A 25,738-nucleotide genomic window follows, 5' to 3' on the forward strand; every position below is an offset into this window, starting at 1 on the left:
CGCTTTCCCTTGCCGAGAATGACCACAGGCTAGATTCCCGGAGCCGGATCGCGCCATATGCCTAAAGACACAATGACCGCGCGGCGCGGTTCGCCGAGAAAAGGGCATGCGCATGGGCAATATCTGGGCGCCGCTGGCAAAGGCGATCGCCGCCACCGGCACCGACCGGCATGTCGACTGCCTGATCGACCTGATCGGCGCCGACATCGCGCATGACCTGGTGACGGTGACGCGCTATTCGGCGACCAGGACACCGGAATTCGTCAAGCACCGGCGCTTCTCGGACGAGATGGTGCGGCGCTATCTCGACAATTACTACGTCTTCGATCCCTTCTATGCCTCGTGGCGGCGCGAGCGCCGGCTCGGCATCATGCCGCTCAAGGGACTGGCCGACGAGGAGGCCAAGCGCGGCCAATACATTGCCGGTTTCCTGGCGCAGTCGGAAATCTGCGACGAGGTCGGCATCCTGCTCGCCGACGGCGGCGACTGGTGCCTGGGCATATTCCTCGACCGCTCGACCGTATCGTTCAAGGACAGCGAGATCGCGCTGCTGACCGAGCGGCTGCCGGTGTTCGAGGCGCTGCATGCGCTGGATATCAAGGCGCGCGGCTCAGACTTTTCACGCACCTCGGCGCCGAGCGGTCCCGGCGCCTCGCCGCAGCAGAAACCCAGCATTCCGCAAAACCTGTGGCCGGAGCTGTCCTCACGCGAGCGCGAGCTGGTGCAGTTGATCCTCGCCGGCCATCCAACCGCCAACATCGCCGAGCGCCTCGGCATCACCGTCGGCACGGTGAAGAACCATCGCCGCCGCATCTATGAGAAGCTGGACATCACCACGGAGCGCGAATTGTTCCTGCAATTCTTCCAGCACCGGATGAACGGGTAGCGCCGCGTCAGTCGTGCAATTCCCGCGAGATGGGCGCCCCGACGGTGAAGTCCGAAAAGGTGACCTCGAAACCCTCGCGCTGCGGCGAGCAGCACATCATGCCGACATCGACCGTTTTCGATATCGGGAAATAGGCCAGCCGCACGGGCTTCCAGTGGCCATCCGAAGCGTCCAGATACTGGATGCGGATCGCCTCGGCGTGACGGGTCAGGCGGATCCGGACGCCGTCCTTGCCGGCAGCAATGGCGACCAGCGACCAGTCGGAGGTGTCGTTGGTGACGACGACGGAGAAGTAGGCCAGCCCGTCGGTGTATTCGATGCCGGCCTTGATCCAGTACGTTTCGCTCAGGCGCAGCATCAGCCCCGCCTGATCGTAGAGCACCTTGTAATCGCCCTTGACGGTGACCTCTGCGCTGAAGTCTCCCTCGACCGGGCGGGAGAGGAAATGGCCGTTGTCGCGCCAGAAGCCATAAAAGGTCTCGCGCCAGAAATCGGTCTCCTTGCCCGTCCGAACGGTGAGCGTGCCGCCGCCGACCGTATGGTGCGGCGGCGGGTTGAGCCATGTCATGTCGTCCAGGGCTGACGTCATCGATCCCTCTTCGATTAGCCGGCGAATGTATAGGCGGTCTTCACCGTGGTGTAGAACTCCATGGCGTAGCGGCCCTGCTCGCGCGGGCCGTAGCTCGAACCCTTGCGGCCGCCGAACGGCACGTGGAAGTCGACGCCCGCCGTCGGCAAGTTGACCATCACCATGCCGGCTTCGGAATTGCGCTTGAAATGGGTCGCGTGCTTCAGGCTGGTGGTGCAGATGCCGGAGGTGAGGCCGAACGGCGTGTCGTTGGCGACAGCCAGGGCTTCGTCATAATCCTTGACTCGAATGACGTTGGCGACAGGACCAAAAATCTCCTCGCGCGAGATGCGCATAGCATTGGTGGAGCCAACAAACAGCGCCGGTTGCAGATAGAAGCCGGGCGTCTCACGCTCCAGCCGGTCGCCGCCGAAGGCAAGCTCGGCGCCTTCCTGGCGGCCGATGGCGATATAATCCTCGTCCTGCTTGAGCTGGGTCTGGTCGACGACCGGGCCGATCTGGGTCTTGGCATCCAGCGCATCGCCGATGACGAGCTTGTCCAGCCGCTCCTTGATCGCGTCGACGAAGCGGTCGTGGATGGCCTCGGTGACGATCAGACGCGAGGAGGCCGTGCAGCGCTGTCCGGTCGAGAAATAGGCGCCGTTGACGGCGCAATCGACGGCGACGGCCAGATCGGCGTCATCGAGCACCACGAGCGGATTCTTGCCGCCCATTTCGAGCTGGAACTTGCGCATGTGCTCGACGCTTGCGGCAGCGACGCGCTTGCCGGTGCCGACCGAGCCGGTGAAGGAGATGGCGTTGACGTCGGGGCTGTCGAGCATCGCCTGGCCGACCACCGAGCCCTTGCCCATGACGAGGTTGAGCACGCCCTTGGGCAGACCAGCGCGATGCAGGATGTCGACGATGGTCCAGGCGCTTTCAGGCACCAGCTCGGCCGGCTTGAAGACGATGGTATTGCCGTATGCCAGCGCCGGCGCGATCTTCCAGGCAGGGATGGCGATCGGGAAATTCCACGGCGTGATGATGCCGACGACGCCGACGCCTTCGCGGGTCATCTCGACGCCGACACCGGGCCTGACGCTAGGCACCATCTCGCCCGACAGACGCAGCGTCTCGCCGGCGAAGAAGTCGAAGAGCTGCGCCGCCCGGATCGTCTCGCCGACGCCCTCGGCCAGCGTCTTGCCCTCTTCGCGGGCCAGCGAGCGGCCGATCTCGTCCTTGCGCGCCATGATCTCGTCGGAGGTTTTCTTCAGCACCGCATGGCGGGCCAGCGGGCCTGAGCGCGACCAGGCCGGAAAGGCCGCCTTGGCGGCCGCGATGGCCTGCTTGGCCTCCTCCGGCCCGGCCGAAGCGTATTCGCCGACGACGTCGTTGGTGTTCGAAGGGTTGATGTTGCGAGAGCCGGCCTCGCCAAGCCACTCGCCGTCGATCAGGTTTTTGCGCAGCACGGTCATCTTGTTTTTCCTTGGGTTTTGGTCGCGGCGGCCTTCGACCGGGTCAATTGTCAGACAAATGATATAGCCATTGCCTGGCAGGAGGTCTACCAGCCATATGCGACAAAGCTAGGACTCAGGTCGAGAATGACCAGAACAGGCAGGCGAGCGTGACCGCGCCGAAGGCGACCAAGAACAGGCTTCTGAGCAGGATGTTGCGGCGAAGCTCGTTCATGGTGAGATGCGCCGCCACGATCACTGCCACGAACAGGAAGCGCCAGTTGAACAGCGCCCAAAGCACCTCGTGCTGGCCGAAGGCCCATCTGGCAACCAGCGAGCCGACGATCGTCGCGAAGAGCATGATCGTCGCCCAGAAGATCGCATCGGCTGCATGCGTCAGCACGATGCCGGCGGCGCGGATCGGCAAGATCATCATCAGCATGGCGCCGAAGAAATAGATGGCGGCGATCGCCAGGAACGAGCCGGCGTCGGCGATGCCGTCGAGACGCTTCACGCCATACGCGCCATAGGGGTAGCCGTGCCTCGCCACGGCCAATGACAGCGCCATCAGCAAAGCGCTCAAAACCGTGATCAGTGCGAATGTGCCGAGGGCCTTGCTCATGCCTTTTCCTGTCGAGACGAATCAGCAGGAGTCTAGCAATCAAAATCCGCAATTCACCTGTCGATATTCTCGAAGGCGCCGACCCTTGAGCGATCAAATTGTCGCCATCACCAGCGCAACGATCGTACCCGAGTTGAACACCCACATCTGCCGCCGGTGCGTTGCTGGCGAAGCCATCCAATGACGCGTCGCTGTTGGCCAGCTAGCCGATCCGAACGCCGCTCTTTGGATCGAAGAGGTGCAGCGCCGCCCGATCGGCAGCGAGGCGGATGGTGTCGCCCGGCCTGACATCGCTGCGTCCCATGACGAAGACGCAGATCTGCTGGTTGGCTAGCCGGACATAGAACTGCGTCGACAGGCCGAGCGGCTCGACCACCTCGACCTCGGCCTTCAGCGCACCATCGTCGACCAGCCTGATATGCTCGGGCCGCAGGCCAATGGTGAGCGCATCGCCATCCTGCAGCGGCAGACCGTCCGGCAATCCGAGCTTCTGGCCGTCGGCGAGCACGGCATCGACCTTGTCGCCCCTGGCGACCTTAGCCGGCAAGAAATTCATGCCGGGCGAGCCGATGAAGCCGGCGACGAAAGTGTTGGCCGGCCGGTCGTAAAGCTCGAGCGGACGGCCGACCTGCTGGACATAGCCGTCATGCATGACGACGATGCGGTCGGCCATGGTCATGGCCTCGACCTGGTCGTGGGTGACGTAGACCGACGTGGTCTTGAGCTGCTGGTGCAGCGCCTTGATCTCGGCGCGCATATGGACGCGCAGCTTGGCGTCGAGGTTGGACAGCGGCTCATCGAACAGAAAAACTTTCGGATCGCGCACGATGGCGCGGCCCATGGCGACGCGCTGACGCTGGCCGCCGGAGAGTTGGCGCGGCAGGCGGCCGAGATAGGAGTCGAGGCCAAGCCGCTTGGCGGCGGCACCGACCCTGTCGTCGATCGTCGTCTTCTCGGCCTTCTTCAGCAGCAGGCTGAAGCCCATATTCGAGGAGACGTCCATATGCGGATAGAGCGCGTAGGACTGGAACACCATGGCGATGTCGCGATCCTTCGGCGCGACGTCGTTGACCAGCCGCTCGCCGATATGGATCTCACCGCCGGTGACCTCTTCGAGGCCGGCGATCATGCGCAAGAGCGTGGACTTGCCGCAGCCGGACGGACCGACCAGGACCACGAACTCGCCATCGGCGATCTCGAGGTCGACGCCATGCAGGATGCGCAGCGCGCCATAATCCTTCTCGACGTTTTGCAGCGTGACGGAAGCCATCGATTATCCTTTGACCGCGCCGGCGGTGAGGCCGGTGACGAGATAGCGTTGCAGGAAGGCGAAGAAGACGCAGACCGGAATCAGCGCCAGGATCGACGCCGCCATCATCTGCCCCCAGTCGACGGCGAACTTGCCGATGAAGGTGAGCAGGCCGACGGCGAAAGTCTTCTGCTCGTCGCTGGAGATCAGCATCAGCGCGAACAGAAGCTCGCTCCAGGCGGCGGTGAAGACGAAACCCAGTGTGGCGCCCATTCCCGGCAAGGTCAGCGGCACGATCACCCGGCGCATCGCCTGAGCGCGGGTGCAGCCGTCGATCATCGCCGCCTCCTCAAGATCCCTCGGGATGCCGTCGAAGAAGGACTGCATGAGGAAAGTGGCGAAGGCGGTGTTGAAGGCTGTGTAGATGATGATCAGTCCGATCAGGCTGTTGGTCAGGCCGAGATCGCCCATGATCCGATAGATCGGCGGAATGACCATGACCAGCGGGAAGGTCTGGGTCAGCAATAGCAAGATGGCCAGCGTCGCCTTGCCGCGGAAGGTGAAGCGCGACATGGCGTATCCGGCAAGCGTGGCGATGACGGTGACAAAGGCGGCCGTCGACACCGAGACGATGACGCTGTTCAGGAAATAGCGTGGAAAGTCGGAGGCTTCGAGCACGGTGACGAAGTTCTGGAAGGTCGTCTGCGACGGCCAAAAGGTGATGCCTTCCGAATAGAGCAGGCGCTCGGGCGTCACCGAGATCTTCAGCGTCCAGAAGATCGGGAACAGCGCGAAGATCACGTAAGCCGCGATGGCCGCGTAGAGCCCGATGCCGCCGAAAATGCGCGAGGAAGTGGAGCGACCGGCGATCATCAGACGTGCCTCACCAGGGTGCGGCGGATAGCGATCAGCCCGATGGCGTAGGCAATGAGCAGCACCAGAAGCAGCACCGCCACCGCCGATGCATACCCCTTGTCGAGCGACTTGAAGGCGCTGACATAGATGTAGACCGGCACCGTGCTGGTCGAGCCGGCCGGCCCGCCCTCGGTCATGACGAAGATCAGGTCGGCGAAGGTGGCGATCCAGATGGTGCGCAGCATCACGGTGATGACGATGGTCGGCGCCAGGAAGGGCAGCGTCACCTTGGTGAAGCGCTGCCAGGGTGAGGCGCCGTCGATGGCCGCCGCCTCATGCAGTTCCGAGGGGATCGACTTCAGCGCCGCCAGCAGCGTGATGGCGAAGAAGGGAATGCCGAACCAGATGTTGGCGACGATCGGGCCCCACATGGCGGTGGCGGGATCGGAGAGCACATTGGTCGGCTCGGCCTTCAGGCCAAGGGCGAATAGCCAATGTGGCAGCGGCCCGATGATCGGGTTGAACAGCCAGGCCCAAGTGAGGCCTGAAAGAAAGGACGGCACCGCCCAGGGCAGGAACACAACTGCCTGCACGAGCTTGCGGCCGAAGAACGGCTTGTCGAGCAGCAATGCGAGACCCAAGCCCAGAAAGAACTGGAAGAACAGGCTGGCCACCGTCCACCACAGCGTGTTGACGAGCGCCTGGCCGAGCACCTGGTCGGAGAGCATCGCCTGGTACTGGCCGAGCCCGACATATTCCGACTTGAAGGCGGAGAATTTGCGGAACGAATAGCTGATGCCGATGATCAGCGGCACCAGCAGCACGACGACCAGCAGGACGATAGCCGGCGAAAGATAAAGCCACGGCTCGATCGCGGCCTTGCTGAGGCGCCGCTTGCGCGGCGCGGCGGCGGATCGGATTTCGGACACTGCGTAGGTCATACGTTCTGGCTCTACGGTGGTGATTGGGTGCCGGGGACGGCGACAGCGTCCTTCTCCCCGTGAACGAGGGAAGATGCCGGTTCACCCTCCGTAGCAGCGGCGCAGCTGCTGCGAAGGACGGGCAGGCAGATGAGGGGCGGCGCTAGCTTCTCAGAACTCGGCGCTGCCCCTCATCCGGCCCTATCGGGCCGCCTTCTCCCCGTAAACGGGGCGAAGGAAAAAGGCCTGCGCCTTACTTCTTGTTTTTCGCCAGCCAGTCCTGCTGTTCCTTGGTCAGGAACTTGGCCCATTCATCGGCGACCTCCTTGGCCGGCTTCTGGCCGAGCAGCACTTCCTGAAAATTCTTGATCGCCACCTGGTCGACGAAGTTGCCGAGGTTTTCCAGATGCGTCGGCGGCGTCACCATTTCATATTTCGAGCTGTCGCTGAGCTCGGTGAACCAGCCCTTGAACTGCTCGGTCTTGAAGTGGGCGTCCTGGTCGGCGCCGTTGTGGATCGGCACGACGCCGACTTCCTTGGCCCATTCCAGATTGTCCTTCGGCGACAAAAGCGTCGCCATCAGCTTCCAGGCTTCGTCCTTGTGCTGGGAATTGGCGAACATCGCCCAGCCGGCATAGCCCAGCGTCGGATAGGATTTGCCGCTCGGGCCGACCGGCAACGGCGCAACCGCGAAGTCGTCGGCGCTCATCTTGTCGGCGATGCCGAGCAGCGCATCCGGGTCCTGGTTGAGCATGGCGCAGGTGCCGGAATAGAAGCCGGTCACCGTTTCGTTGAAGCCCCAGCTCACGGAATCTTTCGGCGCCAGACCGTTCTTGTACATGTCGGCCAGCATCTGCAGGCCCTTGACCGAGCCTTCGTCGTTGATGGTCGAGACGCCGTCGTCGGTGAAGTAGCCGCCCTTGCCGTCGGCGATGTTCATGAACATGTGCATGCCGTGGAAGGCGCCGGGACCACCGCGCAGGCAGTAGCCATATTTGCCGGGGATGGCCGAGATCTTCTTGGAATCGGCGACGAACTCATCGAGCGTTGCCGGCGGGCCGTCGAGACCAGCTTCCTTGAACAGCTTCTTGTTCCAGAACAGCGCGTTCACATAGTAGCCGTAGGGGATCATGAACTGGGTGTTGTTGACGGTCGAGCCGAACTGCTTGGCGCGGTCGCCGAGCGTCTTGGCGTCGTCCCACTTGGCCATGTAAGGGCCGAGATCCTCGAGCTGGGCATTGTTGGCATAGAGGCCCATCCAGCGTTCCGGCATCTCGACGACGTCGGGCGTATCGCCGGCCTGCACCATGGTGAGGAACTTCTCGAAGGCCTGGCCCCAGGGCAGCGAGACCACCTCGACCTTGATGCCCGGATTGGCGGTCTCGAATTCGGCGATCTGCTTCTTCAGGAATTCGGTGCGCGGCGGGCTGGTGATGACTTCGACCAGCTTGATGGTGGTGTCGGCTAGCGCGCCGCTGGCGGAAATCGCCAGGCCGGCGACGGCGGCGAGCATGAAGGTCAGTCTTTTCATGTTCAGGACTCCCATTTTTGATCCATTATTTTTTTGACTTGTCAAAGGCCTGGGCGATGTCGGCCCAGAGGTCCTCGACATTTTCCAATCCGACATTGAAGCGGATGGTTCGGGGGCTGACGCCGAAGCGCGCCATCGAATTGATGCCCGGCGTCTGCTCGAGCGAGGCCTTGGCCGGCACGACCAGGCTTTCATGGCCGCCCCAGCTGACGCCAATGCGGAAGAACTTCAGCGCATCGACGAAGGCAGGGATGTCGACGTCCTCGGTGACCTCGAAGGAAAACAGCCCGGCATAGCCGGCAAGCGTCTTCTTGCCGGGGTGGTTCGAATAGGCAGGATGGTTGACTCGCTCGACCTTGCCATGCGCCTTCAGCCGCTCGGCAATCGTAAGTCCGCTCTTCATGTGATGCGGCAAGCGCAGCGGCAGCGTGCGCAGCCCGCGCAGCAAGAGCCAGCCTTCGAAGGGCGACAGCTTGCCGCCGAGCTGCGAATAGGTCTGCTCGTTGATGTGCTTGATATGCGCGGCGGAGCCGGCCACCACGCCGGCGACGGTGTCGCTGTGGCCGCTCAGATATTTCGAGGCCGAATGCAGCACCAGGTCGACGCCATGCGAAATCGGCTTCTGGAAGACGGGCGTCGCCCAGGAATTGTCGATGGTGATGACGATGCCCTGCTCCTTCGCCAGCCGTGTCAGATGCCCCAGGTCCTGCAGCTCGAACAGCATCGAGGTCGGGCTTTCGAGGTAGAGCAGCTTGGCGCCGGGAAGTGCCGCGGCAACCGCGTCGGGGTCGGCGCCGTCGACATAGTCGACCTTGATTTGCAAGCGCGGAAACAGCCGCTCGAACAGCCGATACGCGTCGCCATAGCAGTTGCGCACGGCAACGATGCGCTCGCCGGCGCCGACAAAGGCGAGCAGCGTGGCGCTGATGGCCGCCATGCCGCTGGAAAAGCCGCGCGCCGCCTCGGCGCCTTCCAAGGCGGCGACACGCGCCTCGAACTCCATCACCGTCGGATTGTCGCCGCGCGAATAGATCGGCTGCTTTCTCCTGCCGGCGAAGGTGTCGGCCATGTCGGCGTAACTGGCGAAGGTGAACAGCGAGGTCTGGTAGATCGGCGGCACCACGGCGCCGCCCGGGAACGGATCGTCATGCGCCAGCAGCGTCGCCGCCTCGCCGAGATAGTCGCTGGCCATCGAGGCCGGGTCGAAGGTGTTGGGCTGCTCGTTCATCTGCGGTCCGAAAGTTTGAGGTTGGCGGCACCGCGCTTCAGATCGTCCTCGACGGTGGCGATGAGTTTTAGCGCCTCGGCGCGAGCGCCATCGGGGTCACGCGCAGCGATGCAATTGAAGATGGTCCGGTGATAAGGAAAGCTGGCATGGCCGAAGTCGCGCACGCCGAGCGGATGCTCCCAGAAGCGATGGAACAGCTCGTACATGGCGGCGATGATCTGCTCGAACAGCGGATTGCCGGAAGCGCGGAAGATCGCCTGGTGGAACTCCCAATCCTCCTCCGAGGACATCCCGGCGCGGGTCTGGAAGGCCTCTTCCATGAGGTCGAGCTTGCGCTCGATCTCGGCGAGTTCGGCCTTGCCTGCACGAAGGGCGCAGAGCGCGGCGGCCTCCGCCTCCAGCGCGCGGCGGATCTCAAGCGTGGACATCAGGCCGGCGAAATCATTGCCACCGGACAGCGTCAGCGGCATGTGCAGCATATCGGGCGAAACGGCGGCCTTGAGGTAGGTGCCTGAACCCTGCCGCCGCTCGACAAGGCCGAGGCCTTCCCAGCGCGTCAGCGCCTCACGCACCGTGTTGCGGCTGACCTTGAGGCGTTCAGCCAGGATGCGCTCTGTCGGCAGTCTTTCACCAGGCCCCAGAGCCTCCTGCCGAACGAAACCCGCCAACGCCTTCAGAACCGCGTCGTCGCGGGCCGTGGTCTGGATGGGAGGCAGGAAATCGGTCACGCCGGCCGAGCCTAAAGTGGTTCAATGGTCCAACCAATTTCTGCACAGAGCGGGAGATGTGTCAACGGTCGAAACGAGGTTTGGCGAATGGCGCGGGCATGCGCCATTCAGCCCCGCCGTCTCAGGCGCGGATGCGCGCCGGCATGGGCTGATACGCAACGACCTGGAGCGGAGCTTGAAGGGTCCTATGTGACCTCAGCCTCTCGTGGACAGATTTCCGCGACCTTCGACACGGCGGATCCCTCGTCGCACTGCATGACATAGCGGAGGCGGTCGCCGGCGAGCTCGATGCGGGCCATCGTCAGCCCTTGATGCCGGGTCGCGGTGGTTTTGAGTTCCCGCGGCATATCAATGGTTCATGGCTTGTCTCAGGGGTGGTGAAGCACGCTCAGGCCTCCATCCGCGACGAGGCAGGCGGCGTTGATGAAGGGACACTCGTCGGAGACGAGAAAGACCGCCGCCATGGCGATCTCTTCCGGCGTGGCGATCCGCCCGCCCGGATGCAGCGCCAGCGTCTTGGCGCGCGCGGCCTCCGGATCGTCGAAACTGTTCCAGTAGTCGATGACCTTCTGGGTGGCGACATAGCCGGGCGCCAGCGCGTTCACGCGCACGCCCCGGCCGGCATATTCGAGCGCCAGCGACCTGGTCAGGCCGAGCAGCGCATGCTTGGCGACGGGATAGGGGAAGGTATGCGGAATGATGGTGAATGCGTGCGTGGAGGCGACGTTGAGAATCGCCCCGCCGCCGCTTGCCAGCATGCCCGGCAAGACCGCCTTGCTGCAATTCCACGCGCCTTTGACGTTGACGTCGAAATTGCGGTTCCACTCCTCTTCGCTGGCGTCGAGCGGCGTCGAGAAGACATTCATCCCCGCATTGTTGATCAGCGCGTTGACCGGGCCGATTTCCTCGCCCGCGCGGGCGACAGCCGACGCGACCGCCGAGGCATCGGTTATATCGGCCCGGCAGTATCCGAGACGCCCGCGCGGCGCCAACAGGCCGGAGGCGGCTTTGTCCAGGAGCTCGCCGTCGCGATCGATCATGAACAAACCCGCCCCCTCGGCCAGGCAGGCTTCGGCGATGGCGAGCCCGATCCCCTGAGCGGCGCCGGTGAGAAAGATGCGTTTGCCTGAAAGGCGTTCAGTCATCGTCGTCACTCCAGTCGAAGACGGCCATGGCGATCCCAGCCCGTGAAGGTCTGGCCGGAAACGAGTCTCTTCAGCCCTGTCGGCCCGACATCGACATGCCGGCTCAGCGCCGGCCCAATGCCGAGGAACGCAGATTGTCGAGCAGGACCGCCAGAAGCAGGATCACGCCCCTGACGATATATTGGTAGAAGGCCGGGATGTTGAGCAGGTTCATCGCGTTCTCGGCGATGCCCATGATCAGCACGCCGACGATGACGCCCGACATCGTGGCCCTGCCGCCCGCAAGCGAGACGCCGCCGAGCACGCAGGCCGAGATCACCGACAATTCGAGCCCGACCGCGGCGTTGGGCTGGCCCGAGGTGATGCGCGAGGCAAGCAGGATGCCGGCGATGCCGCAGACCACGCCCTGCAGCGTGAAGATCCAGATGCGCGTCCTGTCGACATTGACGCCGGCAAGGCGCGAGGCTTCCGGATTGCCGCCGATGGCCAGCGTGTTCTTGCCGAAGACGGTGCTGTTGAGCACGAAGCCGAAAATGGCGAAGAGCACCGCCAGCACCCAGATCGGCGTCGGTATGCCGAGCAGCTTCGACAAGGCAAGCTGGTAGAAGTCCGGGTTGTTGATGCCGACGGCGCGGCCGTCCGACGAGATCAGCGCGAAACCGCGCACGATCTGCATGGTGGCCAAGGTGGTGATCAGAGCATTGATGCGGAATTTGGCGATGACGACGCCGTTGACCCAGCCGACGACGGCGCCGCAAGCGATCGCCGCGATAAGGCCAAGCAGGATCGAACCTGTGGCGTTCGAGGCCATCACCGCGACCATGCCGGCGAAGGCGACGATGGAGCCGACCGACAGGTCGAAGTCGCGCGCTGCGAGGCAGAACATCATCGTGCAGGCGACGATGCCAACGGTGACCACCGATTGCAGCAGGCCCAGCATGTTGCGGTCGGTGAGGAAGTTCGGCACCAGCAGCGACACCAGCGCGAAGGCGACGATGAAGATCACGACGAGGCCCTGCTCGCCGAGCAGTATCTTCTTCAACCGGTCGGTCATGGCGGGTGTCCTCAGGATGCGATCGCGTCGGGGGTTTTCTTGTCTGGAAGGGCCGCGGCCAGGATTGCCTTTTCGGCGAACTGGCCGCGCGTGAGCTCGGCGCTGATGCGCCCGCCGCACATCACCAGGATGCGGTCGCAGATGCCCATCACTTCCGGCAGCTCGGAGGAGACGACGACGATCGCCATGCCGTCCTCTGCGAGCTGGTAGAGCAGCTCGTAGATCTCCGACTTGGCGCCGACATCGATGCCGCGCGTCGGCTCGTCGACGATCAAAACGCGTATGCCCTGCTCGGACAGCCAGCGGCCAAGGATGACCTTCTGCTGGTTGCCGCCGGACAGGTTGACGATGTCCTGCCTGCGCGAAGGCGTGCGCACCTTGAGCTTCTTGATGAAGGTTTCAGCCGTCGCGATCTCGCTGGCGCGGCTGAGCACCCCGAAGCGCGTGTGATGGCGCCTGGACGAGATGTTGATGTTCTCCTCGATCGAGCGGCCCTGGATGATGCCGTCATGCTTGCGATCCTCGGAGCAGAGCACAATGCCGGCGCGGATCGCGTCATGCGGGCTGACGGCGGCAATCGCGGTGCCGTCGACGGCGATCGTGCCGCCCGAGCGCGGATCGGCGCCGAAGACCAGCCGCATCAGCTCCGAGCGTCCGGCGCCGATCAGGCCGAAGAAGCCGACGATCTCGCCGGCGCGAGCTTCGAAGCTTGCCGGCGTCCGCAATCTGGCGCCGCTCAGATTATCGGCCTTGAGGCGGACCTTTCCCGGCTTTCGCGGCCGAAAACCCCAAATGTCGGAAATCTCGCGACCGACCATTTCGGCAACGACCTGATCGCGCGTCACATCTTTCAGCGATGCGTGATGCGCGGCGAGCTTGCCGTCGCGCAGCACCGTCAGGCTGTCGCAGAGGCGGAACACCTCGTCGAGGCGGTGCGAGACATAGATGATGACCTTGCCCTCGCCGCGCAGCCGGTCGATCAGCTTAAACAGGATCGCGCTTTCGCGCGAGGACAGCGACGAGGTCGGCTCGTCGAGCGCGATGACGCGGGCGTCGAGCATCACGGCCTTTGCGATCTCGACCATCTGGCGTTCGCCGATCGAGAGCGTCTTGACCTTGCGGCGCATATCGATGTCGATGCCGGCCGACTTCAGCTTGGCGCCGACATCGTCGAGCATGCGGCGGCGGGCGATGACGCCTCCGCTCGCCGGAAACCGGCCGAGGCTGAGATTTTCGGCGACGGTCAGCTCGGGCACCAGCTGCAATTCCTGATGGATGACGATGACGCCGTTGTCGAAGGCATTCCTGGTCGAGGCATAGGCCTGGACCTTGCCGTCGATGCTTATCTCGCCGGCATCGGCATGCTGGTCGCCGGACAGGATCTTGATGAGGGTGGATTTGCCGGCGCCGTTCTCGCCCATCAATCCGTGCACGGCGCCCTTTTCGACGCCGAACGACACGCCGGACAGAGCCCTGACGCCCGGATAGGTCTTGCTGATGTTGGAAAATTGGAGAAAGGACACGGCCTAGATCCTTGAGCATGCCAAACGGGCGGCAGCATCAAGCCGCCGCCTGTTTGTACAGGGAAGGCTATTCGATGCCGAGGTCCTTGCGCACCTTCTGATAGTCGTCGCGCTTGGCCAGCGCGCCGGAGGTCAGCGTAAGCTTTGCCGGCTCCTTGTTGTTGGCGATCCAGTCATACATGTTCAGCGCCGTCTCGTAACCATGGCGCTTCGGCGAGATGATCACCGTGCCAACGAAGCCGGTCGCGGCCGGTTTCTTGAACTCGTTGATCGCCGATTCCGCGCCGCCGATGCCGACGCCGATCATGCCGTCGGCCGGAATGCCGACGCTTTCGGAAGCGCGCACGGCGCCCAGCACCGCCTCGTCATTGAGGCCGAAGGCAATCCACTTCTTGATGTCGGCATGGGCATTGAGCACCACGGTCGCGGCATTGAGCGCGGCTTCCGTGTCGGTCTTGGCCTGCGGTGCGTCGAAAATGTTTTCCGCCTTGAAGCCGGCGGCCTTCAGCACCGAGATCGCACCCTCGACGCGGTCGACGGCAGTCGGCAGCTGGTCATAGGAAACGCGGATCGCGCCGACCTCGTCCATCTTCCAGCCCCGCGCCTTCATCTCGTCGAGGATGGCCTGACCCACCGCCTCGCCGATCTTGGTGGCGGAGATGCCCATATGCGGCACGTCTTCGAGCGGCTTGCCGTCAGCGCCGACGAGGCGATCGTCCACCGTCATCAGCTTCAGATTGTTGGCGGCCGCCTTGGCGACGATGCCCGGGCCGAGCTTCACATCAGGCGTGCAGACGACGAAGCCTTGCGCGCCTTGGGCGCCGAGATTGTCGATCGCCGACATCAGCTTCTCGCCGTCTTCGGCACCGATCTTGACGAGGGTGAAGCCCTTTTCCTTGGCAGCCTGGTCAGCGAATTTCCATTCGTCCTGGAACCAGGGTTCCTCGGGCTGTTTGACGATGAAGCCGATCTTGGTGTCCTGCGCATAGGCAGACGCGATTGTTGTGACCGACAAGACGGCGAGAGCGCCCGCGACGAGCGCGGTTTTCAAAAGTCGCATGTTTACCTCCCAGCGAACGGCCGGGCGCCGAGCCCGGGTCTCCCGTCATTAATCAATTTCATCATACACGTCAATTGATCTGGTATGATAAATGATTTAAATAGTCCGATCAGTAGCGCTGGCGCAAATCACCGGTATCCGCTAAGGCCGGGCCGGGCGCGCGCAAACCAGGGTTCGCTGCCTTGGAGGAGGGGCTGAGGTGAACGAGACACCGAAGAAGGCTGACGAGGCGACGGAGGAGCGCGAGACGGCGCGTCGCCCGCGCGTCATGCCGGATGTGACAAGAGCGCTCGCCTCCGACATTTTCTCGGGCCGCTATCCGGCCGGATCGTCGCTGCCGACCGAGAACGATCTCGGCATCGAATATGGCGTCAGCCGTACCGTCATACGCGAAGCCCTGAAGGTGCTGGCGGCCAAGGGGCTGGTGCTGTCCCGGCCACGCGTCGGCACGGTCGTCTGCGACCAGGACAAATGGAACATCATCGATCCGCAGGTGCTGGCCTGGCATGCGCCGCATGCGCTGGACGACAAATTGTTCGACGCGATCCTCGAAACCCGCCGCGCCATCGAGCCGCTGGTCGCCGAACTCGCGGCAACGCGCGCGACGTTGCAGGAGATCGCCGACCTCGAAGCAGCCTGGCAAGGCATGGCCGGCGCCGGCGAGGACCTGACGCAATTCTCGCGCTCCGACATCGTCTTCCACCAGATCGTCTATGGCGCGAGCCACAACCCGATCTTCCGCCAGATCGGCAAGCTGATCGACACGGCGCTGCTGTTTTCGCTGGAAGCCACGGCGACGATCTCGCCGGTCAGGCGCAGAGAAGCGGCGGCGGCTCACGGCGAGGTGGTCGAGGCGCTGCGGATGCGCGACGCCGTGGCTGCGCGAAACGCGGCCAACAAGATACTCGATCTCGCCGCGCGCGACCTCGTCAGCGCCAAGAAACTGAAAAACAACTGAGACCGGCCGACCGCATGAAGATCACCGCTCTGACCACCTATATCGTTCCGCCGCGCTGGCTGTTCCTCAAGATCGAGACCGATGCCGGCATCAGCGGCTGGGGCGAGCCGGTGGTCGAAGGCAAGGCGCTGACGGTCGAAGCGGCGGTCAAGGAACTGGCCGACTATCTGATCGGTAAGGATCCGCGTCTGATCGAGGATCATTGGACGGTGATGCATCGCGGCGGCTTCTATCGCGGCGGGCCGATCCTGATGAGCGCCATCGCCGGCATCGACCAGGCGCTATGGGACATCAAGGGCAAGGCGCTCGGCGTGCCGGTGCATGAATTGCTCGGCGGCAAGCTGCGCGAGACGATCAAGGTCTATTCGTGGATCGGCGGCGACCGGCCGGCCGAAGTCGCCGCCGGCGCCAGGGATGTCGTGGCGCGCGGCTTCCAGGCGCTCAAGATGAACGGCACCGAGGAACTGCAGATCGTCGACAGCCATGACAGGATCGATGCCGCGGTCGAGCGGGTTGCCATGGTGCGCGAGTCGGTCGGCCCCGATATCGGCATCGCCGTCGATTTCCACGGCCGCGTGCACCGGCCGATGGCGCGCATCCTGGTCAAGGAACTGGAGCCCTACCGGCTGATGTTCATCGAGGAGCCGGTGCTGAGCGAAAACCGCGAGGCGCTGAAGGAGATCGCCGCGCTCGGCTCGACGCCGATCGCGCTCGGCGAACGGCTCTACAGCCGCTGGGATTTCAAGTCGGTGTTCGAGGAAGCGGTCGTCGACATCATCCAGCCCGATCTGTCGCATGCCGGCGGCATCACCGAATGCCGCAAGATCGCGGCGATGGCGGAAGCCTATGACGTGGCGGTGGCGCCGCACTGTCCGCTGGGACCGATCGCGCTGGCCGCGTGCCTGCAACTCGACGCCGTGAGCTACAATTGCTTCATCCAGGAGCAGAGCCTGGGCATCCACTACAATGCCGGCAACGACCTGCTCGACTATGCCGCCAACAAGGACGTCTTCCGTTACGAGGACGGCTATGTCGCCATCCCCGAGGGCCCGGGCCTGGGGGTCGAGATCGACGAGGACTATGTGAAGGAGCGCGCCAAGGAAGGTCACCGCTGGCGCAACCCGATCTGGCGCCACAAGGACGGTTCGTTCGCCGAATGGTAAGCCGGGCACCGAGTGGTAAGCCGGCGAATTTTTCGTCACCCAATAGCTTATAAGATCACCGCCGCGGGTGTGATCGCGGCAAGGCCGGCTTCTGTTAGTGCATAGATGCCGCGCTCGGCGCGGGCGAACCAGCCATAGTAATTATGCTGCAGGATGGTCGCGGCGCGCGGCGAAAGCGCCTTGAGGTCGCGCGGCCGTTTCGGGCCGTCGGCCATGGCGGCGGCGCAGGCCAGCGCCTCCTGCCGGTAGGCAGTCATGATCGGCCTCCTGCGCGTGCTGCCGCCGACGGACGGATCGCCCTTGCGGCGGTGATGTTCCTCGACCAGGCGCGAGCGCCGCCTGGGATCGCGGCGCGGCGGCAGGGCGGCGGGACTGAGAAGCAGCTCGACCTCGCCCTTCTTGCCGACGCCCAACAGACCGAAGCCGAGACGGCGGCACAGCGCGCGGAAGCGGCGGTCGTGCTCCCTGCCCTTGCCGCGCGCCGACATCAAAGCAGCCAGCCAGACCTCGTCACAGGCCGCCGCGCGGTCGACGGCTTGCAAAACAAGCTCGAGGTTGAACTGCAGCTTCAATTCGCAAATGACGACAACTGGCGGCTCGCCGGCGCGGACGCCGACCACGTCGCAGCCGCCGATCTCGCCCTTGACGGCGAAATCCATGCTCTCGAGGAACCGCTTCACCGGCTCGTAGAGGGATGTTTCCTGCATGCGACAGGCATAGCCGATTCGCGGCGGTCCGGTCGCGTGCCGCGGCACGGTTTGCTGCGCCGATGCTTCAGGCGCGATGCAGGTAATCCTCGATCGACTGAGCCTTCATCTCGATCGAGAAACCGGGCGCAGCCGGCGGCATATAGGCGGCATCGCGGATCACGCAGGGTTCCAGGAAATGCTCGTGCAGATGGTCGACATATTCGATGACGCGTCCGTCCTTGCTGCCTGACACGGCGACATAGTCGATCATCGACAGATGCTGGACATATTCGCAAAGGCCGACGCCGCCGGCATGCGGCCAGACCGGCAGGCCGAACTTGGCGGCGATCAGCAGCACCGCCAGCACCTCGTTCAGCCCGCCCATGCGGCAGGAATCGATCTGCACGACGTCGATCGCACCGCCGGCGATGAACTGCTTGAACATGATGCGGTTCTGGCACATCTCGCCGGTCGCGACCTTGATCGGCGCGATAGCTTTGCGGATCTTCGCGTGACCGGCGACGTCGTCGGGGCTGGTCGGCTCCTCGATGAAGAAGGGCTTGGCGAAGGCCAGGTCCTTCAGCCAGTCGATCGCCTGGTCGACCTCCCAGACCTGGTTGGCGTCGATCATCAGATAGCGGTCCGGGCCGATGACCTCGCGGGCGATCCTGAGACGGCGGATGTCGTCGGCGCGGTCGCGGCCGACCTTTAGCTTGATGTGATTGAACCCATCGTCCACCGCTTCCTGGCAAAGACGCCTGAGCTTGTCGTCGGGATAGCCGAGCCAGCCGGCCGAGGTGGTGTAGCAGGCATAGCCCTCGCGCTCGAGCGCGGCGATGCGCCCGGCCTTGCCAGCCTCGGCCTTCTTCAGGATCTCCAGCGCCTCTGCCGGCGTGATCGCGTCGGTGAGATAGCGGAAATCGACGATGCGCACGATCTCTTCCGGGCTCATCTCGGCGACAAGGCGCCAGACCGGCTTGCCGGCTTCCTTGGCCCAGAGATCCCACACCGCGTTCACCACAGCGCCGACGGCGAGATGCATGGCGCCCTTGTCCGGGCCGATCCAGCGCAGCTGGCTGTCGCCGGTCACATGGTGCCAAAAACGGCCGGGGTCCTCTTTCACCCAGTCAAGATCGAGCCCAACGACGCGATGGCGCAGCGCTTCGATCGCTGCGCAGCAGATCTCATTGCCGCGGCCGATGGTGAAGGTGAGTCCATGGCCCTTCAGCGATGGGACATCGGTGTCGAGGATGACATAGGCTGCCGAGTAATCCGGATCCGGATTCATCGCATCGGAGCCGTCGAGGCTTTGCGATGTCGGAAAGCGAAGGTCGAAGGTTCTGAGGTCCGTGATCTTGGTCATGCCTGCCTCTTAACTGGGCTGCCTCGTAGCTGGATTGCCGCCGCCGCTGGCTGCCGGAACGGCCTCAGATCGACCAGCCGCCGTCGATGTTATAAGCCTGCCCGCTCGTGTAGGTCGCACCGGCCAGGTAGACCGCAAGGTCGGCGATCTCGTCGGGCGTGCCAATCCTGCCCATCGGCTGGCGGGCGATGAAGGCGGCGCGGGCCGCCTCATAGTCGCCCTGCGCCTGCATGCGGCCCTGAAGCGAGGGGCTCTCGACGGTACCCGGGCAAATGGCGTTGCAGCGTATGCCCTTGGCGACATAATCGGCGGCAATCGATTTTGTCAGACCGATGACCGCGGCCTTGGTCACACCATAAGCAAAACGGTTCGGCACGCCCTTCGGGGCGCCCGCCACCGACGCCATGTTGATGATCGAGCCATCGCCGCGTCCCAGCATGCCGGGCAGCACGGCGCGGATGGTGCGGATCATGGCGCGCACGTTGAGATTGAAGGCGAAGTCGAGATCCTCGTCCTTCATCTCGAGGATCGAGCCGGCATGGACGAAGCCGGCGCAGTTGAACAGCACGTCGACGCGGCCGATTTCGGCAAAGGCGGTTTTCACCGCATCGTCGTTCAGCACATCGAGTTTTCGCGCCGCAATGCCAGGCGTCTTGCTAAGTTCGGCCAGGGCCGCCTCGTTGATGTCGGTGGCGTGGACGATGGCGCCGGCCTTTGCGAAAGCCAGAACGCTTGCCCGTCCAATGCCCTGCGCGGCCGCCGTGACGACCACGACCTTGCCTGTGATATCAGCCATGTTCTTTTGTCTCCGTCTTCAGCCGGGCCGTCGCTCGACGATGTAGATGTGATCCGCCGCCAGCACGACCTCGTCGCGCTGGTTCAAAACCTCGACACGCTCGATGACACGTCCGGCGTTTGGCCGTTTCGTGTCGTCCTCCTTGGCGGCGATGGTGGTGCGCGTGCGGATCGTGTCGCCGATGAAAACCGGCTTGATGAAGCGCAGCCGGTCGTAGCCGTAGGAGAAGGCGGCGGGATTGATGACGCTTGCCGTCAGGCCGACGCCGACCGAGAAGACCAGCGTGCCATGGGCAATGCGTTGGCCGAAGGGCGTCGTCTTCATGAACTCGGCATCCATGTGGTGCGGGAAGAAATCGCCGGTGTGGCCGGCATGGACGACGAAATCGGTCTCGGTGATCGTGCGGCCGCTGGTGAAGCGCGACGAGCCGATCTCATAGTCCTCGAAATAAGTGGTCTGTTCCATGTACGGCCTTACGGCTTTGCGGCCAGCGGCGTTGCCGGCGCGGCACTGGATTTGTAGGCGGCCTCAACCAATGCCATGGTGTGCCAGGCATCCTCGACGGAGCTGACAAGCTCGGCGTCCTCGCCGGAAGCAAAACGCTGGACATTGGCCATGCGGCCGACAAAGGCGTCGGGGAACCATTCGCCGGCGAGCGGCACGCTGACCCAATCCGACCCGCCCTTGGGATGGATTTCCAGAATATCGGGCTCGCCGCGCGGATAGTCGAGATTGAGGCCGAGCTTGACGTAAGCCGCGCCTTCGGTGCCGCAGATGCGGAACTCACAGGCCTGGTAGCGGCGGCCGAATTTGTGGTCGTGGTTGATCGACAGCCCGCAGCGCACCGTGTCGCCATAGTCGAGGATGGCGCTGGTGCGGGTCTGCGCGACCTTGTGGTTGGGATGGCCGAGCGTCTTGGCGTGCACGCCCAGCGGATTGCCGAGAAGCTGGCGAATCAGATCGAGATAATGGATCGAATGCATGGCGATCTCAACGCGCGGCGCCTTGAGCAGGAATTCCCACAACTGCCAGGGCGTGTCGAGCGCCAGAAGCGCGTCGAAATCGACGACCTCGCCCAGCCAGCCCTTGGCGATGGCATCCTTCAGCGCCAGCATCATCGGCGCGAAGCGAAGCTGGAAGTTCACGGCGGCCTTCAGGTGCTTGGCGCGGCAGATTTCGAGGATCTCGGTCGCCTCGCCGAGATAGTTGCCCATAGGCTTCTGGATCAGCGCCACCGCGCCGTCCGGCAGGGCCTTCAGCACCTCGGCATGCCGGCCTGGCGGCGTGGCGAGATCGAAGATCGCGTCCTTCACCGCCGCTGCTTCCTCGACCGAACGGAACGCCGTCACGCCCCATGTCTCGGCGAGCTTCCGCGCCTTGGCCTGCTCCGGATCGTAGAGGCCGGAAATCGGGAAGCCGCCCTTGCGATAGGCGGGAAAATGCGCGTCGCCGACGATCGAGCCGGCGCCGAAGGTGACGATCGGGCGCGGCTTCGACGGTTTCGGCCAGGACTGCACCAGCGATGCCGGATCGAAGGCATCAGTCATGATGGAAGACCTCGTCCATCGACGCCCACCACTCGCCTTCCTTGCGGGTCGGCAGCGGCTCCTGGCAAGGCATGCAGACCGACCACCATTCCTGAGTCTTGGGATCGGCAGCCATCTTGGCCATATCGGCGGCATAATCGGTGCCGTGATATTCGAAATAGGAGAAAAGCAAGTTCTCCGGCCGCTTCAGATAGATCGAATAGTTCTTGATGTTGCAGGCCGAGATCATGGCGAGAACGTCAGGCCAGACAGCAGCGTGCAGGCGGACATATTCCTCGACCTTCTCGGGCTTCAAGCCCAGCACCATTCCCATGCGCTGCATATCCGCCTCCCTATTTCACGATCGCCGTGGTGAATTCGGCGATGCTTCTTGCCTTGACCGCGTCCCAGTCCCAGTCGATGCCGATGCCGGGTTGGCTGGGCGCCAGTGCATGACCATCCTCGATGCGCATCTTGGCGCCCGTCAACTCATCGAGCTGCGGAATATACTCGACATATTTGCCGTTCTGGATGGCGCAGACCAGACTGACATGCAACTCCATGAGGAAATGCGGGCAGACCGGCATATCGAAGGCCTCGGCCGCATGGGCCACTTTCAGCCAGGGGGTGATGCCGCCGATGCGGCCGACATCGACCTGGATGATGTTGCAGCCGCCTTTCTGCATGTACTCGCGAAAGTGCCTGATGGAATAGAGCGATTCGCCGACGGCGATCGGCGTCGGCGTCGAATTCGACAGCCGCACATGGCCGTCGATGTCGTCGGCCGGCAGCGGCTCCTCGATCCAGGCGAGGTCGAGCTCGCGCAGCCGTTCGGCGCGGCGGATCGCCTCGTCGACGGAAAAGCCCTGGTTGCAGTCGGTCATGATCTCGTAGCCGTCGCCGACCGCCTTGCGCACGGCCGAGAGCCGCGCGACGTCCTCGGAGCCGTGCGGCTTGCCGATCTTGACCTTCGAGCCGGTGAAGCCTCTTGCCTTCGCGGCAAGCGCGTCGTCGACAAGTGCGGCCGTCTCGATATGCAGCCAGCCGCCCTCGGTGGTGTAGAGCGGGCAGCGGTCCTTGGCGCCGCCGGCAAGCTTCCAGAGCGGCAGGTTCTGTTTTCTCGCCCGCAGATCCCAAAGCGCCGTGTCGATCGCGGCCAGCGCTATCGCGGTGATGGCGCCGATGGTGGTGGCGTGGGTGGCGAATTCGAGATCGTGCCAGATCGCCTCGATCTGGTCGGCGTCGCGGCCGATCATGCGCGGCGCCAGATGGTCGGCGAGAAGCCGCATCACCGAGGAGCCGCCGGTGCCGATCGTATAACTGTAGCCGGTGCCCGACGCGCCGTCGGCATCCGTAATGGTGACGATCGGCGTCTCCTGGCTGACGAAGCTCTGGATCGCGTCCGTGCGCTTCACCTTCGGCACGAGGTCGACCATGCGCAGTTCGATTTTCTCGATTTTCGCCATGTCAGTTCCTCAGCGACTTGCCGGTTTCGGCGGAAAACAGATGCGCGCGGCTCAGATCGAAGCTCATGCCGATCCGGTCGCCCGCTTTCAACGGTTTCGGATTGAGCATGCGCGACACCCAGTCGGCGCCGTTGAACTCGGCGAAGACCAGCGTTTCGTTGCCGAGCGGCTCGGTGATGCTGACGGGCAGCTCGACGCGGTGGACTTCTGTTTCGCCGCCGGAGCTGAGGCCGTGACCGGTCGGATAGAAATCATCGGGGCGAATACCGAACACGACCCTGTCGCCGGCCGCCGTCTTCGACTTGAACTGGCCGGGCAGCGGCAGGCTGTCGCCGCCGCTGAAAACAAGTTTGCCATCGCTCACCGCCGCCTCGTGCAGGTTCATCGGCGGCGAGCCGATGAAGCCGGCGACGAAGTGGGTCGCGGGTCGGCTGAACACCTCGTCCGGCGTGCCGACCTGCTCGATATGGCCGGAGCGCATGATGACGATGCGGTCCGCGAGCGTCATCGCCTCGACCTGGTCATGGGTGACGTAGATCACCGTCGACTTGACCTTGGCGTGCAGCTTCTTGATCTCGGTGCGCATCTGCGTGCGCAGCTTGGCATCGAGGTTGGAGAGCGGCTCGTCGAACAGGAAGACATCGGGATCGCGCACGATGGCACGGCCCATGGCGACGCGCTGGCGCTGGCCGCCGGAGAGCTGCGAAGGACGGCGCTCGAGCAGGTCGTCGAGGCCGAGGATGGCGGAGGCTTCGGCAACGCGCCGGTCCATGTCGTCCTTGGCCGCACCCGCGATCTTCAAGGAGAAGCCGAGATTCTCGCGCACCGTCATATGCGGGTAGAGCGCATAGGACTGGAACACCATTGAGATGTTGCGCGAGCGCGGCGCCAGGTCGTTGACCACGCGGCCGCCGATGTCGATCGTGCCGCCGCTGATATCTTCGAGACCAGCGATCATGCGCAAGGTCGTCGACTTGCCACAGCCGGACGGACCGACCAGCGCGATGAATTCGCGGTCGGCGATGTCGAGATCGATGCCGTGCACGATCTCCATGTTGCCGTAGCGCTTGGTGAGCTTTTTCAGCGAAACCGTTGCCATGAAGTCAACCTTTCACCGCGCCGGAGGTGAGGCCGCCGACAAGGTGTTTCTGGACGATGTAAGTAAGGGTCAGCGCCGGGATGATCATCACCACGGCCAGCGCGCACATGCCGCGCCAGTCGATGGTGAACTCGGCCGTGTAGTCGAGCAGCCCGACGGGCAGCGTCTTGGAGTTGACGGAACGGGTCAGCTGCGAAGCCAGAGCGAACTCGTTCCAGCAGGTGAGGAAGGCGAAGATCGCGGCCGAGGCGATGCCCGGACGCGCCAGCGGGAATTCGACCTGCCAGAAAGCCTGCCAGCGGGTGCAGCCGTCGATCTGCGCGGCTTCGGCGAGGTCTTTCGGCACCTGGCGGAAGAAGCCGTCGATCAGCCAGATGGTGAAGGGCACGTTGAGCGCGACATAAGCCAGGATCATGCCGATATGGGTGTCGATGATGCCCAGCCGCACATAGAGGAAGAACAGGGGCAGCGAGAGCGCGATGCCGGGCACGGTGCGCGTCAGCATCAGGCCGAGGAACATGCCCGACTTGCCGCGGAACCGGTAGCGCGCGAAGGCGTAGCCGCCGGCCATGCCGATGGCCACCGCAATCACCGTCGAGGTGACCGAGATGATCAGCGAATTGCGGAAATAGTCGAGCACCGGGATGCCGCCCTTGCCGATGCCGCTGAACATCGCGACATAGGCATCGAAGGAGAGTTCTTGTGGGATCCAGACCGGCGGCTTGGCCATGATCTCGACCGTGGGCCTGAGCGACGACAGCACGATCCAGATGCCCGGCAGGCAAATAAGCAACATGGCGAAGAACAGGCCGACACGGTGCGCGACGGTCAGCGCGCGGCGGGTGAGGCGGGCGGAGGCGTTCTCGTCCATCGTCACCACTCCGCGCCGATCTGCGCGCGCGCCGCGGCGAGCTTGTTGTAGAAATAGACGGTGAAGGCGATCGACAGCAGGATCGAGAAATAGGCCATGGCGTTGGCGAGACCCATGCGGGCGTCGCTGTAGGCGGTGCGGCCGACCAGCGTCCACAACAGCTCGGTGCGGCCGGCTGGACCACCATCGGTCATGATCTTGACGATGTCATAGGCGCGCGCGACGTCGAGCGAGCGGATGGTCATGGCGATGTAGGCGAAGGGCATCACGAAGGGCCAGATGACATAGCGGAAGGTCTGCCACGGCGTGCAGCCGTCGACGCGCGCCGCCTCGATCGGCTCCTTGGGCATGGCGAGCAGGCCGGCCAGGATCAGGATGGCGAAGATCGAGGTCGACGACCAGATCTCGGCGATCGAGATGGCGATGAAGGCGAGATGGCCTTCGATCAGCCACGGGATGGCGTCCTGCGTGATGCCCAGCGACTGCAGCGCGTTGTTCACCAGGCCGATATTGTCGTTGAACATGAATTTGAACTGGAAGCCGACCAGGATCGGCGAGAACATCATGGGGAACATCATCAGCGTGCGCAGGATGCGCTGGCCGCGCGTCGCTTTCTCCACCAGCATGGCCAAGCCGAGGCCGAGCAGCATTTCAAGGTTCAGGGCGATGGTGAGCAGGAGCACGGTGCGGCCGAAAGCCCACCAAAAATCGGCATTGGACAGGATCGAGAGATAGTTGCGAAGGCCGACGAAGACGAAGAACGTCTCGGGCCGCGTCAGGCGGAACGGCGTGAAGCTGGAATAGAGCGACAGGATCAACGGCAGCACCACGACCGCCGCCAGCACGACGATGGCCGGGAGCAGCAACAGGAATGGCGCGGATGGCTTGAAGCCCTTCATCGGGACCCTGTGAAAGAAACGACTGAGCCAGCCCCGGCCGAAGCCTGGGGGAGATTTGAGCAGCCGCAAAGGCTGCAGCCTCCCC

26 protein-coding genes are annotated in these 25,738 nt (G+C 63.9%); 3 read left to right on the forward strand and 23 right to left on the reverse strand.

All coding sequences use genetic code 11. The features are described from left to right. The first annotated feature begins 106 nt into the window (after positions 1 to 106). Positions 107 to 886, forward strand: a complete 780-nt coding sequence (locus FJ430_RS01330; protein ID WP_140650499.1) for a helix-turn-helix domain-containing protein — start codon at positions 107 to 109, stop codon at positions 884 to 886. Between the two features lie 7 nt (positions 887 to 893). On the opposite strand, the gene FJ430_RS01335 is transcribed toward FJ430_RS01330, so the two are convergent. The 13 genes from FJ430_RS01335 to FJ430_RS01395 all read right to left on the reverse strand — a co-directional run bounded on the left by FJ430_RS01335 (position 894) and on the right by FJ430_RS01395 (position 14,823). Continuing rightward, complete coding sequence (locus FJ430_RS01335; RefSeq protein WP_140702395.1) at positions 894 to 1,475, reverse strand: DUF1349 domain-containing protein; 582 nt, start codon at positions 1,473 to 1,475, stop codon at positions 894 to 896. 14 nt (positions 1,476 to 1,489) lie between these two features. Further along, the gene (locus FJ430_RS01340) at positions 1,490 to 2,929 is read right to left on the reverse strand and encodes an aldehyde dehydrogenase family protein (protein WP_140702393.1); all 1,440 of its coding nucleotides are present in this window, start codon (positions 2,927 to 2,929) and stop codon (positions 1,490 to 1,492) included. A gap of 115 nt (positions 2,930 to 3,044) precedes the next feature. Continuing rightward, a complete protein-coding gene (locus tag FJ430_RS01345; RefSeq protein WP_140702391.1) occupies positions 3,045 to 3,530 on the reverse strand; it encodes a hypothetical protein in 486 nt (161 codons plus the stop codon). Positions 3,531 to 3,732: 202 nt separating this feature from the next. Then, a complete protein-coding gene (locus tag FJ430_RS01350; protein WP_140702389.1) occupies positions 3,733 to 4,800 on the reverse strand; it encodes an ABC transporter ATP-binding protein in 1,068 nt (355 codons plus the stop codon). 3 nt (positions 4,801 to 4,803) lie between these two features. Beyond that, entirely contained in the window at positions 4,804 to 5,652 is an 849-nt protein-coding gene (locus FJ430_RS01355; protein ID WP_140702387.1) for a carbohydrate ABC transporter permease, read from the reverse strand. Then, positions 5,652 to 6,575 (reverse strand): carbohydrate ABC transporter permease, encoded by a 924-nt coding sequence (locus FJ430_RS01360; RefSeq protein WP_140702385.1) that lies wholly within the window; start codon positions 6,573 to 6,575, stop codon positions 5,652 to 5,654. The genes FJ430_RS01355 and FJ430_RS01360 overlap by 1 nt, the downstream gene beginning before the upstream one ends. A gap of 232 nt (positions 6,576 to 6,807) precedes the next feature. Beyond that, positions 6,808 to 8,085, reverse strand: a complete 1,278-nt coding sequence (locus FJ430_RS01365; RefSeq protein ID WP_140702383.1) for an ABC transporter substrate-binding protein — start codon at positions 8,083 to 8,085, stop codon at positions 6,808 to 6,810. 25 nt (positions 8,086 to 8,110) lie between these two features. Continuing rightward, positions 8,111 to 9,313 carry a PLP-dependent transferase gene (locus tag FJ430_RS01370; protein ID WP_140702381.1) on the reverse strand — a complete coding sequence of 401 codons (1,203 nt, stop codon included), beginning with the start codon at positions 9,311 to 9,313 and terminating at the stop codon, positions 8,111 to 8,113. After that, positions 9,310 to 10,041 carry a FadR/GntR family transcriptional regulator gene (locus tag FJ430_RS01375; protein ID WP_140702379.1) on the reverse strand — a complete coding sequence of 244 codons (732 nt, stop codon included), beginning with the start codon at positions 10,039 to 10,041 and terminating at the stop codon, positions 9,310 to 9,312. The genes FJ430_RS01370 and FJ430_RS01375 overlap by 4 nt, the downstream gene beginning before the upstream one ends. 368 nt (positions 10,042 to 10,409) lie before the next feature. Next, a complete protein-coding gene (locus tag FJ430_RS01380; protein WP_140702377.1) occupies positions 10,410 to 11,186 on the reverse strand; it encodes an SDR family oxidoreductase in 777 nt (258 codons plus the stop codon). A gap of 103 nt (positions 11,187 to 11,289) precedes the next feature. After that, positions 11,290 to 12,240 carry an L-arabinose ABC transporter permease AraH gene (gene araH, locus FJ430_RS01385; RefSeq protein WP_140702375.1) on the reverse strand — a complete coding sequence of 317 codons (951 nt, stop codon included), beginning with the start codon at positions 12,238 to 12,240 and terminating at the stop codon, positions 11,290 to 11,292. 11 nt (positions 12,241 to 12,251) lie between these two features. Next, the gene (araG, locus tag FJ430_RS01390; RefSeq protein WP_140702373.1) at positions 12,252 to 13,763 is read right to left on the reverse strand and encodes an L-arabinose ABC transporter ATP-binding protein AraG; all 1,512 of its coding nucleotides are present in this window, start codon (positions 13,761 to 13,763) and stop codon (positions 12,252 to 12,254) included. A 67-nt stretch (positions 13,764 to 13,830) separates the two neighbouring features. Continuing rightward, complete coding sequence (locus FJ430_RS01395) at positions 13,831 to 14,823, reverse strand: arabinose ABC transporter substrate-binding protein (protein ID WP_140702368.1); 993 nt, start codon at positions 14,821 to 14,823, stop codon at positions 13,831 to 13,833. A 268-nt stretch (positions 14,824 to 15,091) separates the two neighbouring features. On the opposite strand from FJ430_RS01395, the gene FJ430_RS01400 reads away from it, so the two are divergent. Next, positions 15,092 to 15,781 (forward strand): FadR/GntR family transcriptional regulator, encoded by a 690-nt coding sequence (locus FJ430_RS01400; RefSeq protein WP_140644844.1) that lies wholly within the window; start codon positions 15,092 to 15,094, stop codon positions 15,779 to 15,781. Between the two features lie 14 nt (positions 15,782 to 15,795). After that, positions 15,796 to 16,944, forward strand: a complete 1,149-nt coding sequence (gene dgoD / locus FJ430_RS01405) for a galactonate dehydratase (protein WP_140702359.1) — start codon at positions 15,796 to 15,798, stop codon at positions 16,942 to 16,944. Between the two features lie 47 nt (positions 16,945 to 16,991). On the opposite strand, the gene FJ430_RS01410 is transcribed toward dgoD, so the two are convergent. The 10 genes from FJ430_RS01410 to FJ430_RS01455 all read right to left on the reverse strand — a co-directional run bounded on the left by FJ430_RS01410 (position 16,992) and on the right by FJ430_RS01455 (position 25,653). After that, positions 16,992 to 17,651, reverse strand: a complete 660-nt coding sequence (locus FJ430_RS01410) for a DUF2161 domain-containing phosphodiesterase (protein WP_140702356.1) — start codon at positions 17,649 to 17,651, stop codon at positions 16,992 to 16,994. 67 nt (positions 17,652 to 17,718) lie between these two features. Next, positions 17,719 to 18,996: an L-fuconate dehydratase gene (locus tag FJ430_RS01415; RefSeq protein WP_140702354.1), complete on the reverse strand. Its 1,278-nt coding sequence runs from the start codon at positions 18,994 to 18,996 to the stop codon at positions 17,719 to 17,721. A 64-nt stretch (positions 18,997 to 19,060) separates the two neighbouring features. Continuing rightward, positions 19,061 to 19,792: an SDR family oxidoreductase gene (locus FJ430_RS01420; protein WP_140702351.1), complete on the reverse strand. Its 732-nt coding sequence runs from the start codon at positions 19,790 to 19,792 to the stop codon at positions 19,061 to 19,063. A gap of 18 nt (positions 19,793 to 19,810) precedes the next feature. Next, the gene (locus tag FJ430_RS01425; protein WP_140702349.1) at positions 19,811 to 20,257 is read right to left on the reverse strand and encodes a MaoC/PaaZ C-terminal domain-containing protein; all 447 of its coding nucleotides are present in this window, start codon (positions 20,255 to 20,257) and stop codon (positions 19,811 to 19,813) included. Positions 20,258 to 20,265: 8 nt separating this feature from the next. Continuing rightward, positions 20,266 to 21,339, reverse strand: a complete 1,074-nt coding sequence (locus tag FJ430_RS01430; RefSeq protein WP_140702347.1) for a Gfo/Idh/MocA family protein — start codon at positions 21,337 to 21,339, stop codon at positions 20,266 to 20,268. Then, positions 21,332 to 21,661 carry an L-rhamnose mutarotase gene (locus tag FJ430_RS01435; RefSeq protein ID WP_140702345.1) on the reverse strand — a complete coding sequence of 110 codons (330 nt, stop codon included), beginning with the start codon at positions 21,659 to 21,661 and terminating at the stop codon, positions 21,332 to 21,334. Before FJ430_RS01435 ends, FJ430_RS01430 begins: the two co-directional genes overlap by 8 nt. A 10-nt stretch (positions 21,662 to 21,671) precedes the next feature. Next, positions 21,672 to 22,784, reverse strand: coding sequence for a mandelate racemase/muconate lactonizing enzyme family protein (locus FJ430_RS01440; RefSeq protein WP_140702343.1), 1,113 nt, complete (start codon positions 22,782 to 22,784; stop codon positions 21,672 to 21,674). A 1-nt stretch (position 22,785) separates the two neighbouring features. Continuing rightward, entirely contained in the window at positions 22,786 to 23,883 is a 1,098-nt protein-coding gene (locus tag FJ430_RS01445; RefSeq protein WP_140702341.1) for an ABC transporter ATP-binding protein, read from the reverse strand. A gap of 4 nt (positions 23,884 to 23,887) precedes the next feature. After that, on the reverse strand, positions 23,888 to 24,754 hold the full coding sequence (locus FJ430_RS01450) for a carbohydrate ABC transporter permease (protein WP_140702339.1): 867 nt from the start codon (positions 24,752 to 24,754) through the stop codon (positions 23,888 to 23,890). 2 nt (positions 24,755 to 24,756) lie between these two features. Next, positions 24,757 to 25,653 carry a carbohydrate ABC transporter permease gene (locus tag FJ430_RS01455; RefSeq protein WP_140702337.1) on the reverse strand — a complete coding sequence of 299 codons (897 nt, stop codon included), beginning with the start codon at positions 25,651 to 25,653 and terminating at the stop codon, positions 24,757 to 24,759. Positions 25,654 to 25,738 lie beyond the last annotated feature (85 nt).

The organism is Mesorhizobium sp. B2-8-5 (assembly GCF_006440675.2).
Classification (GTDB): domain Bacteria; phylum Pseudomonadota; class Alphaproteobacteria; order Rhizobiales; family Rhizobiaceae; genus Mesorhizobium.